The organism is Aquitalea sp. ASV11, from assembly GCF_016429185.1.
GTDB lineage: Bacteria > Pseudomonadota > Gammaproteobacteria > Burkholderiales > Chromobacteriaceae > Aquitalea > Aquitalea pelogenes.
On record NZ_JAELUD010000041.1, the window covers coordinates 22373 to 39271 of the forward strand.

Here is a 16899-nt window from a genome sequence, read left to right on the forward strand (position 1 = left end):
TGATCACGCTTGATGAATTTGGCTATCGTATCCACAAGCTGAGTGCGTCGTCATTTTGCAAAGCACCATTTGCGCACAAACGAAAATCCATGACGCTTTAGCCGCTAAATCAGCCTCAGCTTGCGGTACAATCCCGCCATGCTGACCGATGCCGAAAAAGACGCCATTCGCGACCACTACCGCACCATTGCCGACAACCTGCCGGGCTTTCGCCCGCGCGCGGCACAACGGCGCATGTTGGCCGAAATCGCCAACGCCCTGTCCCGCAGCCTGGAAAAGCAAGGCGACGCTTATCCCAACCGTGAGGGTGAAAGCATCGCGGTGATAGAAGGGCCGACCGGCGTTGGCAAAAGCCTGGCCTACCTGCTGGCCGGTGGCGTGATGGCAAGGTCTCGTGGCAAAAAACTGGTCGTCACCAGCGCCACCGTCGCCCTGCAAGAGCAACTGGTTAACCGCGACCTGCCATTCGTGGTGGAAAACAGCGGCCTGCCGCTCACCTTCGCCCTGGCCAAGGGCCGTGGCCGTTATCTGTGCCCGCAGCGCATCTACGCCCTGACCGCTGAAAATGCCCAAGGCCAGTTGCTGGCCCCGGACCCGATGCTGGCCTTATGGGACCGCAAGCCGCAAGCAGGCGAAATAGAAGCCCTGCGCAGCATGGCAGATGAGTTTTACTACCGGCGCTGGAACGGCGACCGCGACACCTGGAAAGAAGTGATTGAGGACGGCCTGTGGAGCCGGGTTACCAACGACCGTCACGGCTGCCTGAAAGCCGCCTGCCCCAACCGGCCGGAATGCCCGTTCTACCTGGCACGCGACACCCTGGAAACCGTAGACGTCATCGTGGCCAACCACGACCTGATGCTGGCCGATGTCTCCATGGGCGGCGGCGTCATCCTGCCTGCGCCTGAAGACAGCTACTACTGCATTGACGAGGCGCACCATCTGGCAAAAAAGGCCATCAACCAGTTCTCGGCCGAACACTCGCTGGCCCAGGCCATGGGCTGGCTGGACAAGGTCGCCCCCACCGCCGCCAGGGTTGAAACGCTAACCGGCAAGGTGGAAATCACCACACAGGCCATGGATGCGGCCAGCGCCTGCATGGAAACGCTGAATGAATGGTTGTGGCTGCTCAGCGGCGAGGAAGCCCTCAGCGCCAACAGTGAAAACATGGAACCCACATGGCTGATGGAAGACGGCCAGTTGCCGGAACGTCTGCAACAGCCAGCGCGCAACATGGCCATTGCAGCCCGCGCCATCTTCAAACATCTGTCCGCACTGAACGATGCGCTGACCGAGGCGCGCAAGGAAAAAGGCAGCGACACCACGCAAATTGACAAAGCTGCCGCGGATATCGGCTTTCTCAATGGCCGCGCCGAGCAACTGATGGCCGTGTGGGACCTGTTTGAAAAAGAAACAGAAGAAAGTGCGCCGCCCATTGCCAAGTGGATCACCCGCCGTATTGAAGGCAAGGGTGATTATCTATTCTCGGCATCACCAGTCAGTGCGGCCGCCAGCCTGGCAGCCACCTTGTGGCGTCGTGCCGCCGGAGCAGTCCTCACCTCGGCCACCCTGCGCTCGCTCGGCGCATTTGATCTGCTGCTTGGGCAAACCGGCCTGAAATGGCTGCCACAAGTCAGCTGCGTGGCGCTGGACTCACCCTTCAACTTCACCGAGCAGGGTGAACTCTACCTGCCGCCCATGCTGACCAGCCCCAAGGACCCGCAAGGCCATACCAGGGAAATTGTCGAATGGCTGCCCAAGCTGATTGATATCGGCGAAGCTGTCGGCACGCTGGTGCTGTTCTCCTCACGCAAGCAGATGCAGGATGTCGCGGCTGCATTACCGGAAAGCCTGCGCAGCCAGTTGCTGATTCAGGGCGAGATTCCCAAATCCGTACTGCTGGAAACCCACCATACCCGTCTCAAGAATAGCCAGGCCAGCGTCATCTTCGGGCTGGACTCTTTCTCCGAAGGGCTGGATTTGCCCGGGGAAAGCTGCGTCCACGTCATCATTGCGAAACTGCCATTTGCCATGCCGGACGACCCGGTTGGCAAAACCCTGTCACGCTGGATAGAAAAGCGCGGCGGCAACCCCTTTGTCGAACTGACCGTCCCCGAAGCATCCATCAAGCTGATCCAGGCTGTTGGCCGGCTGATCCGCACCGAGCGCGACTATGGACGCGTCACCATTCTGGACAACCGGCTGGTGAAACAAAGTTACGGAAAAAAACTGTTGTCCTCGTTACCGCCATTCAAGCGCATCTGATTTTCAGGTAAAATTGCGGGTAAACCCGCTATTGCCTTGCAACAAAGACAGTCCAATACAACAACACTGTCTTTGCTATAGATAAATACAGAGACCACACCTTAAAGAGCACACTCCGGTTAATCACCATGATTTGCAATCCATATGAAGTAGTCATCCAGGGACTCACCTCCGAAGGCCGCACCTTCCGCCCCAGCGACTGGGCAGAACGTCTGGCAGGCATCCTGGCCTCTTTCGGTGGCGATCAGAAACTTTCCTACCACGCCTTCGTCCGCCCCATGCTGCTGGAAGGTGTGCGTTGCGTTGCCGTTGACAAGAAGCTGCAGAAGATCGATCCGCAGGTCTTCCAGTTTCTGATGGATTTCGCCAAGGACAATGATTTGCGTATTGTCGATTGTCGAACACTGATCGACGAGATCTACCCCAACAAGTTTTTGGCGTAAATACAACAAATCCGGTTTGGCGAGGCTTGATCTGCATCATTACTGCAACATCACCGTCACATTTTGTGGTTAAACTTCGACAGTACTGACGTCCTGGACGGCTCAAACATAGAGTTCCGCCACAGCCAGTACGCATAACGAAACACAAAACCCCTGATGGAGCACTTGATGATGCACAAGAAAAGCTTAGCCGCACTGGTTGCAACCCTGTTCGCCGTTCCGTTCGCCGCTCACGCCGACGTAACCATTTATGGTTTCCTGAGCAGCAGCATTGAATCCACCAAAGCAACCGGTACCAGCGTTGCCAATGGTGACTACAAGTCCCGCACCCGTGTCGTGGATGACAACTCCCGCATCGGTTTCAAGGGTAATGAAGATCTGGGCAATGGCACCAAGGCCATCTGGCAGGTTGAAAGCAGCCTGCGCTACTTTGAACAAGGCGGCACCAATGATATTGGTCAAGGTGCAACCTTTGCTACTCGCAATAGCTTCGTAGGCCTGGATAACGGCACTTTCGGTAAAGTACTGCTGGGTCAGAATGACTCCGCCTACAAGGCAATGACCAATATCGGTCTGAACCTGTTCGGCGACACCACCGCTGAAAACAACGGCTCCAGCCAGGTTTACAGCCGCGCAGAAGCCCGCCTGAAGAACTCCATCCACTACTTCTCCCCGAACTGGTCCGGTTTCCAGGTTGGTGGCTCCTATGGCGTGGATGAGAGCCGCACCTCCAGCAACAGCAACGGCAGCACCAACGCTTCCCACCTGTCTCTGGCCGCCAACTATACCAACGGTGGCCTGCAACTGGCTGCTGGCTGGGATCGCACCAATGACACCGGCTTCCAGCAAGGCGTATTCAAGAACTCGGCTTACAAGGGCTTTGCTTGGTCCGGCGCCAACGTGACCTACACCAAGCTGGCTGCCAGCTACAAATTTGCCACCGGCACTTTTGTTGGTGCCGGTTATGAATTCGGTCGCTTCGATCAAGCCATTGCTGGTGCCAGCTCGCTGAAGCAAGATGACTGGACCCTGTCCTTGGGCCAGGACATCGGCGCTGCAACCGTTAAGCTGGAATACAGCTCGCTGGGCCGTCTGAAGGGTGCTACTGCAGGTACTGAAGACAATTACAAAGCTCATCAGTGGGCTCTGGGTGTGGACTACAACCTGAGCAAGACCACCAAACTGTTCAGCTACTACACCAAGATCACCAACAAGCAATCGCAATCTGCCAACTTTGCCAACACTCCGGTGTACAACACCACTGACACCACTGCCAATACTGGCGTGTTGAATGCTGGTAACGACCCGCAAGCCTTCGGTGTTGGCCTGAAGGTAGCGTTCTAAGCTGAACATCGCTTAGCAACAAACTGTAAAACGGGCGTCCTGCGGGATGCCCGTTTTTTCATCATTTGCTAGAATGGAACATTGCCGCACACACCAAGACCACCACAATGAGCGTTGAACTGAAAACAGCCGCCGATATCGAGAAAATGCGTATCGCCGGCAAGCTTGCTTCCGAAGTACTCGACTACATCACTCCCTTCGTAAAACCCGGTGTCACCACCGAGGCCATCGACAAGCTTTGCCATGACTACATGGTCAATGTGCAAGGCTGCATCCCGGCTCCTCTCAACTACGCACCGGATGGCCACAACCCCTACCCCAAGTCCATCTGCACCTCGATCAACAGCGTGGTGTGCCATGGCATTCCCAATGGCAAGCCGCTGAAGAATGGCGACATCATGAACATCGACATTACCGTCATCAAGGATGGTTACCACGGCGACACCAGCCGCATGTTCTATGTCGGTGAAGTCAGCGAGCACGCCCGCCGCCTGTGCAAGATTACTTATGAATGCATGTGGCGCGGTATTGAAAAGGTCAAACCGGGTGCCACACTGGGTGATATCGGCTATGCGATTCAGCAATATGCTGAAGCCAGCGGCTACAGTGTGGTGCAAGAGTTCTGCGGCCACGGCATTGGCAAGCGTTTCCACGAAGAGCCGCAAGTCCTGCACTATGGCCGCCCCGGCACCGGGCTCAAACTGGAAGCCGGCATGATCTTCACCATTGAGCCGATGATCAATCAGGGCAAACGTCATCTGCGCATGATGGGCGATGGCTGGACAGTCGCCACCAAGGACCGCAGCCTGTCGGCGCAGTGGGAGCACACCATTCTGGTTACCGAAACCGGCTACGAAGTGCTGACACAGTCGGCCGGCACACCGGCCAAGCCAGCCTCTCGCTGAGTTTTATTAGCAATACAACAGTAAACACCCGCTCCAAGCGGGTGTTTTTGTGTAAATACTGGTTAAACAGCAAGACTGAATCTATAGTTAAGGCCGTGATCTGACTTTACTTTAAGCGAGCGTGACATGTTAACCATCGGCAGCAATTCAAGTGTTCTGAGCGCACAGTCCCAGCTGGAGAAATCGCGCAAGAAAACCGAACAGACACTGGAACAGCTCTCGTCCGGCACACAACTGAACAATGCTGCGGTGAATGCTGCAAATACAGCCCTGTCACAATCCCTTGAGGCGCAGGTTCGTGGCGATAATCAGGCCAGCAGCAATGCACTGGACGGGATTTCCGTGGTACAAACTGCCGACAGTGCCCTGTCGCAATTGCAAAGCAATACCCAGCAGATTCAGGAACTAGCCATCCAGGCCGGCAATGCAGCCCTCAACAGCAGCAACCGCCAGGCCTTGCAACAACAGGTGGATCAGCTCACCCAAAGTAACTCGGCCATTATCCAGAACACCCAGTACAACGGCACATCACTACTGAGCAGCAATAACAGCCTGCAATTTCAGGTAGGGCCCAATGGTGGCAGTGGTAACCAGATCAACGTCAGCACCAGCAATCTGTCCGCGTCTCCATCCAGTGGAGGTCTGAACAGCTACAATGCCAACCTGGCGGCAACCGGCACCATTGATCTGTCCAGCCCCGCCAGCGCCATTGCAGCACAATCGCAGATGCAAGCAGACCTTGCCATCATTGGCAACTCGCGCACCCAGCTGGGTGCAGCCAGCAATCAATTTGCTGCGGCCATCGACAATTTGCAGAATGCCTCACTCAATGCCCAGGCAGCCAACAGTCGCATCAGCGACACCGACTTTGCAGCAGCCACAGCGCAATTGGTGCAGCAGCAAATCCTTGGCCAGTCAGCCATCGCCGTGCAGGCACAAGCCAATCTTTCCCAGCGCAGTGCACTCAGCCTGCTTGGCTAGGCCAGTGGCAACTTTCCGTCGCCCTGACACTCCAACTCCAATACCTCATTTATCACCATGCGCACAGGCTTGAAAATGCCTGTGCTTTTTATTGCGAGAAGGAGTCAACCATGCCCAGCCAACCATCCATCATTGTTTCCAGTCTTGATTACGAAAGGCTGGCGGCCTGGATGGAGCGCATGCCAGCTCAGGACAAGACAACGCTGGCAGCGCTGGAAGCCGAGCTGGAACGTGCCGAAGTGGTAGAGCCGGAAGACATTCCGGCAGGCATCATCACCATGAACAGTACGGCGCGCGTGCGTATTGAACAAAGCGGCGAAGAAAAACTGCTGACACTGGTTTACCCCAATCAGGCAGACGGTACGGCCGGGCATGTTTCTGTTCTGGCGCCGGTCGGTGCTGCCCTGCTCGGCCTGGCCGAAGGGCAGTCGATTGATTGGCCCACGCTTGCAGGACAAACCCGGCTAACCGTACTGGAAGTCACCTACCAGCCTGAAGCAGCCGGCGATCTGCACCGTTAATTAAAAATAGCCAGTCAACAGACTGGCTATTTTCGTGTTGGCAGGACGGGCTTACCAGCAGCGCTGAATCATCTGCCCCAGTTTGATCAGCTTGCCATGGAAGAAGTGTCCGGCTCCCGGAAACACCATAACCGGCAAGTCCTGTGGACGCGCCCAGTCCAGCACGGCTGACAGTGGAATCACCTCATCCTCTTCACCATGAATCACCAGGGTATCCGCCGGAACCGCTGGAGTCGGAATGGTGTACTTACCCACTGCCACACCCATCAGCAACAACTTTTCAGCCTCAATCACGGCACGGGTTCGCGCCGCCACAAAACCGCCGAACGAGAACCCTGCCAGAGCAAGCGGCAAGTCGCCATGCACCGTACGGGCATGCTCGACCACGGCAATGACATCCTCCACCTCGCCAACCCCATGGTCGTGCTGACCGCCGCTCTCCCCCACCCCGCGCAGGTTCGGGCAGTAACAGGCATAACCCAGCTGAGACAGCGCCTTGGCGGCTGTCTGCACCACCTTGTTGGTATTGGTGCCGCCCTGCAGCGGGTTCGGGTGGCAAATCACAGCAATTCCCTGCGGCTCGCCTTGCGGCAATACCACGATGGTCTCCAGCTCGCCAACCGGGCCGGAAATCACACATTTGTTCAGGGCTTTCAACATCAGATCTTCAACCTTTCAACAATACGTCCGGCCACCATGTGCTCATCGATGATTTCGTCGATGTCTTCCCGATCGACAAAGGTGTACCAGGTCTCTTGTGGATACACCACCATTACCGGCCCATCATCACAGCGCCCCAGACAGCCCGCCTTATTGATACGGATCTTGCCGTCACCCGCCAGCCCCAGCGCCTTGACACGGTCCTTCATATAACCAAGCAGCTCACTGGAACCATGGTTATTGCAGCAATCCTCCCCGGCAGCACGCTGGTTGCAGCAGATAAATACATGTTTGTCGAAATAGCTCATGAACTACCTTTCGTAAACGGATACAGACTTGCTGCACCCGGTAACCAGATCATCAGGCGGGGTTAGCCGTCACTATCCGCCCAGCCGCTGATACCCAGAGTCGCGGCATTTTCGAATTTGGCGTGCTTGCCGACAAAGGCCAGCCGCACCGCACCGGTGGGGCCATTACGGTGCTTACCGATAATGGCCTCAGCCATGCCCTTCACTTCCACGTTTTCCGGGTTGTAGTACTCTTCGCGATACATGAAGATGATGATGTCAGCATCCTGCTCGATGGCACCGGATTCACGCAAGTCAGACATCATCGGGCGCTTGTTGGGACGCTGCTCCACCGCACGCGACAGCTGTGACAGCGCAATCACCGGCACCTGCAACTCTTTGGCCAGACCCTTCAGGCCACGGGAAATTTCGCCCAGTTCGGCAGTACGGTTATCCCCACGGCCCGAACCCGACATCAGCTGCAAATAGTCGATCACGATCAAGCCAAGCTTGCCGCCATGCTGACGTGCCAGACGGCGGGCACGGGCACGTAGTTCCAGTGCGGTGAGTGCCGGGGTTTCGTCGATATACATCGGCGCTTCCGACAGCTTGCCAATGGCGTAGGTGAGCTTTTGCCAGTCCTCATCGCCCAGCTTGCCGGTACGCAACACATGCTGATCAAGCCGCCCCACCGAGCCCAGCATACGCATCACCAGCTGCGCGCCACCCATTTCCATGGAAAACACCGCAACTGGCAAATGCGCCTCCACCGCCACGTGCTCGGCAATATTCATCGAGAACGCGGTTTTACCCATGGACGGACGCCCTGCCACAATCACCAGATCCCCCGGCTGCAGACCGGATGTCTTGGCATCCAGGTCGATAAAACCGGTAGGAATACCAGTCACTTCGTCCGGATTATCACGGCTGTAAAGCATGTCGATTCGCTCAACCACTTCCTTCAGCAGTCCTGGCATTTCCAGAAAGCCCTGCTTGGACTTGGCGGTGGATTCGGCAATCTGGAACACCTTGCCCTCAGCTTCGTCCAGCAACTGGGCAGCATCGCGCCCCTGTGGCGTATAGGCCGACTCGGCAATCTCCGCCCCCACCACCGCCAGCTGACGCATGATGGAACGCTCGCGCACGATTTCGGCATAGCGACGGATATTGGCAGCAGACGGCGTGTTCTGCGCCAGCGTTGCCAGGTAAGACAAACCACCTACATCCGCCAGCTCGGCGTTTTTATCCAGAACCTCGGATACCGTCACCACGTCGGCGGGACGGCCCAGCTCAATCAGACGGGCAATATGCTTGAAAATCAGCTTGTGGTCATGGCGGTAAAAATCCGCCTCGGACACTACATCAGCAATCTTGTCGAAAGCACCATTATCCAGCATCAAACCGCCAAGAACCGATTGTTCGGCCTCGGTCGAATGCGGCGGCGTGCGCAGGGATGCCATGGCACCATCAAAATTTTCGTACTGTTCGGTCATGGAGACTCAATGAAATGTGCAACAGGCAAGAACCGGGATCAGGTGGCAATTCTAGCAGTTTTTGCCGGCCACATAGCCGGATGACCACGCCCACTGGAAGTTGTACCCACCCAGCCAGCCGGTAACATCAACGACCTCGCCGATAAAAAACAGGCCTGGCACATCCTTGGCTTCCATGGTTTTGGAAGACAAGGCCTTGGTGGAAACCCCGCCACGCGTCACCTCAGCCTTCTTGTAGCCTTGGGTACCATTGGGCTTGATGCGCCAATGCTGAATCTGCTCCACCAGTTGCAGACGCTTTTTGGGTGTCAAGTCCTTCAGCCTGACATTAAAGCCCAACCGGCTCAACCACGCCTCGGCAAAACGCTTGGGCCAGCCCAGCTCGGCCAGCGCATTACTCAACAGCTGTTCACTGCCTTGCCGCTCCTCAAGAAACGTCTGTACATCACAATCAGGCAACAAATTGATTACCACATCCATTCCCGGTTCCCAGTAAGAGGAAATCTGCAGGATGGCCGGCCCGGACAAGCCTTTGTGAGTAAACAGGATCTGCTCACGGAAACGCCCCTTGCCGGCGCGCACTTCCACATCCAGTGACACCCCGGCCAGTGGAGCAAAGGCCTCTGCATCCTCGACATGAAAAGTCAACGGCACCAAGGCAGGACTCAGCCCTGTTACCGGCAGTCCGAATTGCTCGGCAATACGATAGCCCAGCGGTGTTGCACCGATTTGCGGGATGGACAAGCCACCGGTGGCCACCACAAGCGCATGCGCACTGAAGAGACCTGCAGTAGTTTCAAGCACAAACAAACCTGTTTCGTCTTTGGCAACAGCACTGATGCTAACGCCCATCTGACGGAACACCCCGCCTTTTTGACACTCAGCGTCCAGCATGTCGATAACCTGCTGACTGGAATCATCACAAAACAACTGCCCCAGTTTCTTTTCGTGATAAGCAATGCCATGCCGTTCAATCATGGCAATAAAATCCTGCGGACCAAACTGTGCCAGTGCCGAGCGACAAAAATGCGGGTTTTCAGATAAATAACGTTCTGGCTTCGCATCATGGTTGGTGAAATTACAGCGACCACCTCCGGAAATACGAATTTTCTCTGCCAGCTTTTCGGCATGATCCAGCAGCAACACCTTGCGTCCACGCTGACCCGCAATAGCGGCACACATCATGCCAGCGGCCCCGGCACCCAGGACCACGACGTCGAATGACTTATTCATTTTCTTACTTTACTTATTTAGTCAACTATTGGCGATCAAGTGTTGAATCCAGTACACTTGCTGTTACAGTTATCCGCTAGATTCGGCTTTCGCAATTTCGCAAGCCCAATTCTCAACAAGGAGAGCATGATGGAACACAAACTGCCGGAACTGCCTTACGCACTGGATGCGCTGGCCCCCCACATCTCCAAGGAAACCCTGGAATTCCACTACGGCAAGCATCACCAAACCTACATCACCAACCTGAACAACCTGATCAAGGGCACCGAGTTTGAAAATGCCTCGCTGGAAGAAATCGTCAAGAAATCTTCCGGTGGCATCTTCAATAATGCAGCTCAGGTATGGAACCACACTTTCTACTGGTTTGGCCTGGCTCCGAATGCTGGCGGCGAACCGACTGGCCCGCTGGCTGATGCCATCAACGCCAAGTGGGGCTCCTTCGAAGAGTTCAAGAAGGCCTTTACCCAGACTGCCGTTGGCACCTTCGGCTCCGGCTGGGCCTGGCTGGTAAAGAATAGCGATGGCTCGCTGGACCTGGTTTCCACCAGCAATGCCGCTACTCCGCTGACCACCGACAAGACCCCGGTCCTGACCTGTGACGTGTGGGAGCATGCCTACTACATCGACTACCGCAACAGCCGTCCGAACTATCTGGACAGCTTCTGGAAGCTGGTAAACTGGGACTTCGCTGCCAAGAATTTTGCGGCTTAAGCATCCCGGATAAAACAAAGGGCCTTACGGCCCTTTGTTTTATTGCGCAACGCAATCCAAGCAAGGGACAGGACCGGATTCCAGCCCTGCCCGTCAGAATATTACTGATCGCTTTGATCGTTCAGCTGTTGCTTGCCCATCTTGATGGGGTACTTTTGGCGCAGTGTTTCCAGGTAGCTACCCAATTGACTGCGCGCAGCCATCTGCATCATTGCCCCAGCCAGCTGAGCACGCTCTGCGTCATTGACAGCAGCACCCGCAGCAACATTGGCAATCTGGTAAATCGCATAGTCGCCATTATCATGCTTGCTACCGGCAAAGGCCGGCAGAGTGGTGGTTGCAGCAGAGAATACCGCACGCACATCACCCGCAATCATGTTGCCAGGGTTACGACGCGAAACCGTTTGCAGTTCGCCCCATTTCTGACCATCAACACCCTTGCCAGCCTTAAGCTGCGCCAACAGAGCCTGGCCCTGTTTTTCTGCAAGCTTAGCGCCTTCAGTGGCGATCAGCTCATTCTTGATGACATCACGCACTTCATCCAGCTTTTGCTGACGCTCAGGCTGATGGTCAGCCACACGTACCACCACCAGATTACCGCCGCCAATATCCACCGGCTCGCTATTGTGCTTTTTCTTCAGCACATCATCACTGAAGGCCGCATCCAGAACCTTGGCGTTGGACAATACCGGATCAGCAGATTTCTTGTCACGCGACACCCAGTCAGAGTGTTGAATCTGCAACTTCAGGGCATCTTGCACACCCTTGAGGGAGTCTGCTTGCTGATAGGCAACTTCTGCCAGTTTGTCGGCCATGCTGCGCAATTGTCCCGCGGCCTTCTGCTGTTTCAGCTTGGCCTCCACTGCTGCCTTGACTGCAGCGAAGTCAGGTTGCTTTATCTCGTCAAGCTTGATGATGTGGTAACCATACTCGGTTTCCACCACCTCACTGATTTTCCCAGCTTGCATGCGGAACACCACATCATCAAACGGCTTGACCATGGCACCACGTGCGAAGAAGCCAAGATCGCCACCATTGGCTGCAGAGCCGGGGTCTTGCGACTTGGCTTTGGCCAGTTCCGCAAACTTAGCAGGGTCGGCGCGCAACTGTTTGAGCAAGGCTTCAGCTTCAGCCTTGATCTTTGCCTTCTCTGCCGGTTTGGCATCCTTGGGTACAGTCAGCAGGATATGGGAAGCACGACGCTCTTCACCTGCCAGCTCTGCCTTGTGCTGCTCGTAGTATTGCTTCACCTCGGCATCCGTCACGCTCAAGGTAGCAGCCACGGACTGTGGTGACAGCAGCACGTAATCAAGCTTGACGGACTCCGCCGTACGGAAGCGCTTGGCATTGGCATCATAGAAAGCCTTCAGCGCCGCGTCATCGGTTTTGACCTGGGAAGCAAAGTCAGCCGGTTTCAACAACAGCAGGCGAACCTGGCGCTCCTGCGCCATCAAGCCGCCCATGCGTTCCACTACGCTGCGCGATACAAAACCAGTACCAGCAAAATTGTTGATCTGATTTTGCAGCATGATGTCACGGCTGATTTTGGCTTCAAAAGCCTCGGGTGACATATTGCGTGCAGCGAGGAATTCTTTATAGCGCGTGGCACTGAACTGGCCGTTTTCCTGCAGCTCGGCAATGCCGGCAATCACTTTGCGCAATTGCTCCGGGCTGACAGTTGCTCCACCGTCCTGGGCCGCAGCGAGCAACAAATCCTGACGGATCAAGTCCTCCAGTGCCTGCTGACGGGTTGCCGCATCGGAAGGCTGGCCTTCAAGCAGGCGGTCGAGATCCCGTTTGTAAATCTTGGCAGAGCCTACCTTGACCAAGTACGGGTCTTCCACCGCAGAGGTATAACTACCCACACCAAAGCCAACAAAGGTCAGCGCAACCGCGCCCAGAATGACTTGAATGGCAATTTTATTATTCTGAACAAAATCGAACATGGCGATATCGGCGCAAGCCACCCCATTGGTAAAAAAAAAGGTGAACGACTGAATACGTTCACCTTTTCTGTAGATTCTGGCGGAGTGGACGGGACTCGAACCCGCGACCCCCGGCGTGACAGGCCGGTATTCTAACCAACTGAACTACCACTCCAAACTTTGGTGGGCGTTGACGGAGTCGAACCGCCGACATTCTGCTTGTAAGGCAGACGCTCTACCAACTGAGCTAAACGCCCGCTATAAAACCTTGCCGCTATCGCTAACGACAAGGTTGAAGATTATAGCGCGTCTTTCAGTGCTTTGCCAGCACGGAACTTCGGAGAACGTGCAGCCGGGATCTTGATGGTTTCGCCAGTTTTCGGGTTGCGACCGCTGCGTTCAGCACGCTCGCCAACATAGAAAGTACCAAAACCTACCAAAGTCACGGTGTCGCCCTTTTTCAGAGCGTCGGTAACAGCGGCAACCATACCATCCAGTGCCTTGGCAGCTGCAGCTTTGGAAATATCAGCTTCAGCGGCGATTGCATCAATCAGTTCAGACTTGTTCACGTAAGTCCCCTTTCGTCGTTCTTCGGTCTACGTAATTCGGATAAAAACCGCTTGCTTTATAGCAAGGTCAAAATCCTTGTGTCAAGCGGCTTCCAGAGGAATATTGCCTTATGGCAAGGTCATCCGGAAAGCACAAGCGGCCCGGTAATTTCACTACGGCTGCAACATACTGATTTTTAATGCGTCATTACGGATACACCGGACGCACCTTCAGGTGCGGGGTGCAACTCGTCCGGCTTCGCGTCATCAGGCAAGGGTTCGGGCTGGCGCTCCAATGCCAGGGCCAATACCTCGTCGATCCACTTAACGGGATGAATCTCCAGCTTCTGCTTGATGTTGGCAGGAATATCCACCAGATCCTTGGCATTGCCATGCGGAATCAGCACATGCTTGATTCCACCACGATGCGCAGCCAGCAGTTTTTCTTTCAAACCACCAATGGGCAGCACTTCGCCACGCAAGGTGATTTCGCCCGTCATCGCCACGTCAGAGCGTACCGGAATTCCCGCCAGAACGGAAACAATTGCAGTCGTCATGGCAATGCCGGCACTCGGTCCATCCTTGGGTGTTGCACCTTCCGGCACATGAATGTGCATGTCATGCTTTTCATGGAAATCCGGCTTGATTCCCAAGGCACGCGAACGACTGCGCACCACACTCATTGCCGCAGTGATGGACTCCTGCATCACCTCACCCAATTGGCCGGTACGGACAATATTACCCTTACCAGGCAGTGATACTGCCTCAATGGTGAGCAACTCGCCACCGACCTCGGTCCAGGCAAGGCCCGTCACCTGACCAATACGGTTTTCCTGCTCAGCCACGCCATAATCAAAGCGATGAACGCCCAGATATTTGTCGAGGTTCTTCGCATTCACCGTCACCTTGGCTGCCTTGTTCTTGCCCAGCAGCGTGCTGGTGACCACCTTGCGGCAGATCTTGGCAATTTCCCGGTCCAGACTACGGACACCCGCCTCGCGGGTGTAGTAGCGCACGATGTCGCGCAAGGCACTTTCCTGCAGCACCAGCTCGCCATCCTGCACGCCATTGGCCTTCATCTGCTTGGGCACTAGGTACTTCAGCGCGATATTGACCTTTTCGTCTTCGGTGTAACCGGCCAATCGAATGATCTCCATGCGATCCAGCAAGGCATGGGGAATATTCAGCGAATTGGCAGTGGCTACAAACATCACGTCAGACAGGTCGTATTCAACCTCGGCGTAATGGTCAACGAAAGAGTGATTTTGCTCCGGATCCAGTACTTCCAGCAAGGCAGATGATGGGTCGCCACGGAAATCAGCACCCATCTTGTCCACCTCATCCAACAGGAACAACGGGTTCTTCACCCCGACTTTGCTCATGTTCTGCAGTACCTTACCCGGCATGGAGCCGATATAGGTACGACGATGACCACGAATCTCGGATTCGTCGCGCACGCCACCCAGTGCCATGCGGACAAACTTGCGGTTGGTCGCACGGGCGATGGACTGCCCCAGAGAGGTCTTACCCACCCCTGGCGGCCCTACCAGGCACAAAATAGGCGCTTTGAGCTTGTCGACGCGCTGCTGCACTGCCAGGTACTCCAGAATGCGCTCCTTGACCTTTTCCAGGCCAAAGTGATCCTCATCCAGTACTGCCTCGGCATTGGCCACATCCTTGTTGATCTTGGTCTTTTTCTTCCAAGGCAACTCAAGCAGGGTGTCAATATAATTGCGCACAACCGTCGCTTCCGCTGACATCGGCGACATCATCTTGAGCTTTTTAAGCTCGGCACTGACCTTGTCCTTGGCTTCTTTTGGCATGCCAGCCAGACGAATCTTCTTTTCGAGCTCGTCGATGTCGCTGACTTCATCCATGTCACCCAGTTCTTTCTGGATGGCCTTGACCTGTTCGTTCAGGTAGTACTCGCGCTGACTCTTTTCCATCTGGCGCTTGACGCGACCACGGATGCGCTTTTCCACCTGCAGGATGTCGATTTCGCCTTCCAGCTGGGACAGCAGATGCTCAAGCCGGGCACGAACATCAAACATCTCCAGCACTTCCTGCTTTTGCTCAAGCTTGAGCGGCAGATGGGCGACGATGGTATCTGCCATGCGGCCGGCACGCTCGATCCCCGCCAGGGATGTCATGACTTCCGGCGGGATCTTCTTGTTGAGTTTGACGTACTGTTCAAACTGGGCCAGCAAGGCACGGCGCATGGCTTCGGACTCGGTAGAGTCCTCGCCGTCCGCTGCCAGCGGCGTGATGGTGCCGACAAAGCAGCCGCCATCCTCTTCAACCTGGGAAATTTGCGCGCGCTGACGGCCCTCGACCAGCACTTTAACCGTGCCATCCGGGAGCTTGAGCATTTGCAGCACCGAGGCAATCGTGCCGACGCTGTAAAGGTCATCCGCTTCCGGTTCGTCCTTGGAGGCAGAGCGCTGGGCTACCAGCAGCACCTGCTTGCCTTCGTCCATGGCGCTTTCCAGCGCCCTGATTGACTTGGCCCTGCCGACAAACAGCGGGATGACCATATGAGGAAAAACAACCACATCCCGCAACGGGAGCAGGGGCAATGTGGTTTCTTCGCGGAGTTCTGCGGGTTGGGGCATATCACCTAACCTTGCGTACGTGAAACATTGCATGAAAGATGGGGCGGTCATGCTGAAAATCAACACCCCATACTAAATCAGTTTGGCGACATTACAAAAGAAAACCGCCCATTAAGGGCGGCTTTATCTGCGACTGAACAGACTCAGGCAGACTGCGCCTGCTCATCCTTGTCACGATAGATAAACAAAGGCTTTTCACCTTTTTCGATAACCTTTTCATCTACCACGACTTTTTCCACGTTTTCCATGGAAGGCAGTTCATACATGGTGTCCAGCAATACACGCTCGATGATGGAACGCAAACCACGTGCACCCGTCTTGCGGATCAGCGCCTGCTTGGCAATGACACGCAACGCAGACGGACGCACTTCCAGCTCGACGTTTTCCATGCGGAACAAGCGCTGATACTGCTTGATCAATGCATTCTTGGGCTGCGTCAGAATGGTGACCATGGCCTCTTCGTCCAGCTCTTCCAGAGTAGCCACCACCGGCAGACGGCCAATCAGCTCGGGAATCAGACCAAAACGGATGAGGTCTTCCGGCTCAGCCTCCTTGAACAAGGCAGAGGTGGACTTGCTGTCATCCTTAGAGCTGACTTCCGCACCAAAACCGATCCCACCCTTTTCCGAGCGGCGACGGATGATCTTTTCCAGACCATCAAATGCACCACCGCAGATGAACAGGATATTGGTGGTATCCACCTGAATGAATTCCTGGTTCGGATGCTTGCGCCCACCTTGCGGCGGAATGGAAGCAACCGTTCCTTCTATCAGCTTCAGTAGGGCTTGCTGCACGCCCTCACCCGAAACATCGCGGGTGATGGACGGATTTTCGGACTTGCGCGAAATCTTGTCGATTTCATCGATGTATACCTGTCTCTTATACACATCTCCGAGCCCACGAGACGAACGCAAAAAAGGGGGGGGGGGGGGGGGGGGGGGGGGGGGGGGGGGGGGGGGGGGGGGGGGGGG

At 55.6% G+C, this 16899-nt stretch carries 15 protein-coding genes and 2 tRNA genes; 7 read left to right on the forward strand and 10 right to left on the reverse strand.

Going from position 1 to position 16899, the window contains the following annotated elements:
- Positions 1–138 precede the first annotated feature (138 nt).
- The 6 genes from dinG to rnk all read left to right on the forward strand — a co-directional run bounded on the left by dinG (position 139) and on the right by rnk (position 6459).
- Complete coding sequence (dinG, locus tag JHD62_RS13640) at positions 139–2265, forward strand: ATP-dependent DNA helicase DinG (protein ID WP_199103361.1); 2127 nt, start codon at positions 139–141, stop codon at positions 2263–2265.
- A 128-nt stretch (positions 2266–2393) separates the two neighbouring features.
- Complete coding sequence (locus JHD62_RS13645; protein ID WP_045848607.1) at positions 2394–2708, forward strand: DUF3579 domain-containing protein; 315 nt, start codon at positions 2394–2396, stop codon at positions 2706–2708.
- A gap of 168 nt (positions 2709–2876) precedes the next feature.
- Positions 2877–4052 carry a porin gene (locus JHD62_RS13650; protein WP_233160939.1) on the forward strand — a complete coding sequence of 392 codons (1176 nt, stop codon included), beginning with the start codon at positions 2877–2879 and terminating at the stop codon, positions 4050–4052.
- A 107-nt stretch (positions 4053–4159) separates the two neighbouring features.
- Complete coding sequence (gene map, locus JHD62_RS13655; protein ID WP_199103353.1) at positions 4160–4957, forward strand: type I methionyl aminopeptidase; 798 nt, start codon at positions 4160–4162, stop codon at positions 4955–4957.
- Positions 4958–5083: 126 nt separating this feature from the next.
- Positions 5084–5938, forward strand: coding sequence for a flagellin (locus JHD62_RS13660; RefSeq protein WP_199103354.1), 855 nt, complete (start codon positions 5084–5086; stop codon positions 5936–5938).
- A gap of 110 nt (positions 5939–6048) precedes the next feature.
- Positions 6049–6459 (forward strand): nucleoside diphosphate kinase regulator, encoded by a 411-nt coding sequence (gene rnk, locus JHD62_RS13665; RefSeq protein ID WP_045848604.1) that lies wholly within the window; start codon positions 6049–6051, stop codon positions 6457–6459.
- A 51-nt stretch (positions 6460–6510) separates the two neighbouring features.
- On the opposite strand, the gene JHD62_RS13670 is transcribed toward rnk, so the two are convergent.
- The 4 genes from JHD62_RS13670 to JHD62_RS13685 all read right to left on the reverse strand — a co-directional run bounded on the left by JHD62_RS13670 (position 6511) and on the right by JHD62_RS13685 (position 10132).
- Positions 6511–7119, reverse strand: a complete 609-nt coding sequence (locus JHD62_RS13670) for an alpha/beta hydrolase (RefSeq protein ID WP_199103355.1) — start codon at positions 7117–7119, stop codon at positions 6511–6513.
- Complete coding sequence (locus JHD62_RS13675; RefSeq protein WP_199103356.1) at positions 7119–7427, reverse strand: ferredoxin; 309 nt, start codon at positions 7425–7427, stop codon at positions 7119–7121. Before JHD62_RS13675 ends, JHD62_RS13670 begins: the two co-directional genes overlap by 1 nt.
- A gap of 62 nt (positions 7428–7489) precedes the next feature.
- On the reverse strand, positions 7490–8899 hold the full coding sequence (dnaB, locus tag JHD62_RS13680; protein WP_045848601.1) for a replicative DNA helicase: 1410 nt from the start codon (positions 8897–8899) through the stop codon (positions 7490–7492).
- Positions 8900–8950: 51 nt separating this feature from the next.
- Positions 8951–10132 carry an NAD(P)/FAD-dependent oxidoreductase gene (locus JHD62_RS13685; protein ID WP_199103357.1) on the reverse strand — a complete coding sequence of 394 codons (1182 nt, stop codon included), beginning with the start codon at positions 10130–10132 and terminating at the stop codon, positions 8951–8953.
- 129 nt (positions 10133–10261) lie between these two features.
- Here JHD62_RS13685 and sodB point away from each other — a divergent pair, with 129 nt between their 5' ends.
- Positions 10262–10843 carry a superoxide dismutase [Fe] gene (sodB, locus tag JHD62_RS13690; protein WP_199103358.1) on the forward strand — a complete coding sequence of 194 codons (582 nt, stop codon included), beginning with the start codon at positions 10262–10264 and terminating at the stop codon, positions 10841–10843.
- Between the two features lie 101 nt (positions 10844–10944).
- Here sodB and JHD62_RS13695 read toward each other — a convergent pair whose 3' ends face one another.
- From JHD62_RS13695 to clpX, 6 genes are all read right to left on the reverse strand, one after another.
- Positions 10945–12789 (reverse strand): SurA N-terminal domain-containing protein, encoded by a 1845-nt coding sequence (locus JHD62_RS13695; RefSeq protein WP_199103359.1) that lies wholly within the window; start codon positions 12787–12789, stop codon positions 10945–10947.
- 77 nt (positions 12790–12866) lie between these two features.
- Positions 12867–12943, reverse strand: a tRNA-Asp gene (locus JHD62_RS13700).
- A 6-nt stretch (positions 12944–12949) separates the two neighbouring features.
- Positions 12950–13025 (reverse strand) — tRNA-Val (locus tag JHD62_RS13705).
- A 42-nt stretch (positions 13026–13067) separates the two neighbouring features.
- Positions 13068–13337 carry an HU family DNA-binding protein gene (locus JHD62_RS13710; RefSeq protein WP_043572292.1) on the reverse strand — a complete coding sequence of 90 codons (270 nt, stop codon included), beginning with the start codon at positions 13335–13337 and terminating at the stop codon, positions 13068–13070.
- A gap of 176 nt (positions 13338–13513) precedes the next feature.
- Complete coding sequence (gene lon / locus JHD62_RS13715; protein WP_131361114.1) at positions 13514–15928, reverse strand: endopeptidase La; 2415 nt, start codon at positions 15926–15928, stop codon at positions 13514–13516.
- Between the two features lie 143 nt (positions 15929–16071).
- On the reverse strand, positions 16072–16899 hold an 828-nt coding region (gene clpX / locus JHD62_RS13720), incomplete at its 5' end, for an ATP-dependent protease ATP-binding subunit ClpX (RefSeq protein WP_233160940.1).

Bases quoted from the DNA above. Each gene is read 5' to 3' on its own strand.
- dinG (WP_199103361.1), top strand. From the start codon at position 139: ATGCTGACCGATGCCGAAAAAGACGCCATTCGCGACCACTACCGCACC.
- JHD62_RS13645 (WP_045848607.1), top strand. From the start codon at position 2,394: ATGATTTGCAATCCATATGAAGTAGTCATCCAGGGACTCACCTCCGAA.
- JHD62_RS13650 (WP_233160939.1), top strand. From the start codon at position 2,877: ATGATGCACAAGAAAAGCTTAGCCGCACTGGTTGCAACCCTGTTCGCC.
- map (WP_199103353.1), top strand. From the start codon at position 4,160: ATGAGCGTTGAACTGAAAACAGCCGCCGATATCGAGAAAATGCGTATC.
- JHD62_RS13660 (WP_199103354.1), top strand. From the start codon at position 5,084: ATGTTAACCATCGGCAGCAATTCAAGTGTTCTGAGCGCACAGTCCCAG.
- rnk (WP_045848604.1), top strand. From the start codon at position 6,049: ATGCCCAGCCAACCATCCATCATTGTTTCCAGTCTTGATTACGAAAGG.
- JHD62_RS13670 (WP_199103355.1), bottom strand. From the start codon at position 7,119: ATGTTGAAAGCCCTGAACAAATGTGTGATTTCCGGCCCGGTTGGCGAG.
- JHD62_RS13675 (WP_199103356.1), bottom strand. From the start codon at position 7,427: ATGAGCTATTTCGACAAACATGTATTTATCTGCTGCAACCAGCGTGCT.
- dnaB (WP_045848601.1), bottom strand. From the start codon at position 8,899: ATGACCGAACAGTACGAAAATTTTGATGGTGCCATGGCATCCCTGCGC.
- JHD62_RS13685 (WP_199103357.1), bottom strand. From the start codon at position 10,132: ATGAATAAGTCATTCGACGTCGTGGTCCTGGGTGCCGGGGCCGCTGGC.
- sodB (WP_199103358.1), top strand. From the start codon at position 10,262: ATGGAACACAAACTGCCGGAACTGCCTTACGCACTGGATGCGCTGGCC.
- JHD62_RS13695 (WP_199103359.1), bottom strand. From the start codon at position 12,789: ATGTTCGATTTTGTTCAGAATAATAAAATTGCCATTCAAGTCATTCTG.
- lon (WP_131361114.1), bottom strand. From the start codon at position 15,928: ATGCCCCAACCCGCAGAACTCCGCGAAGAAACCACATTGCCCCTGCTC.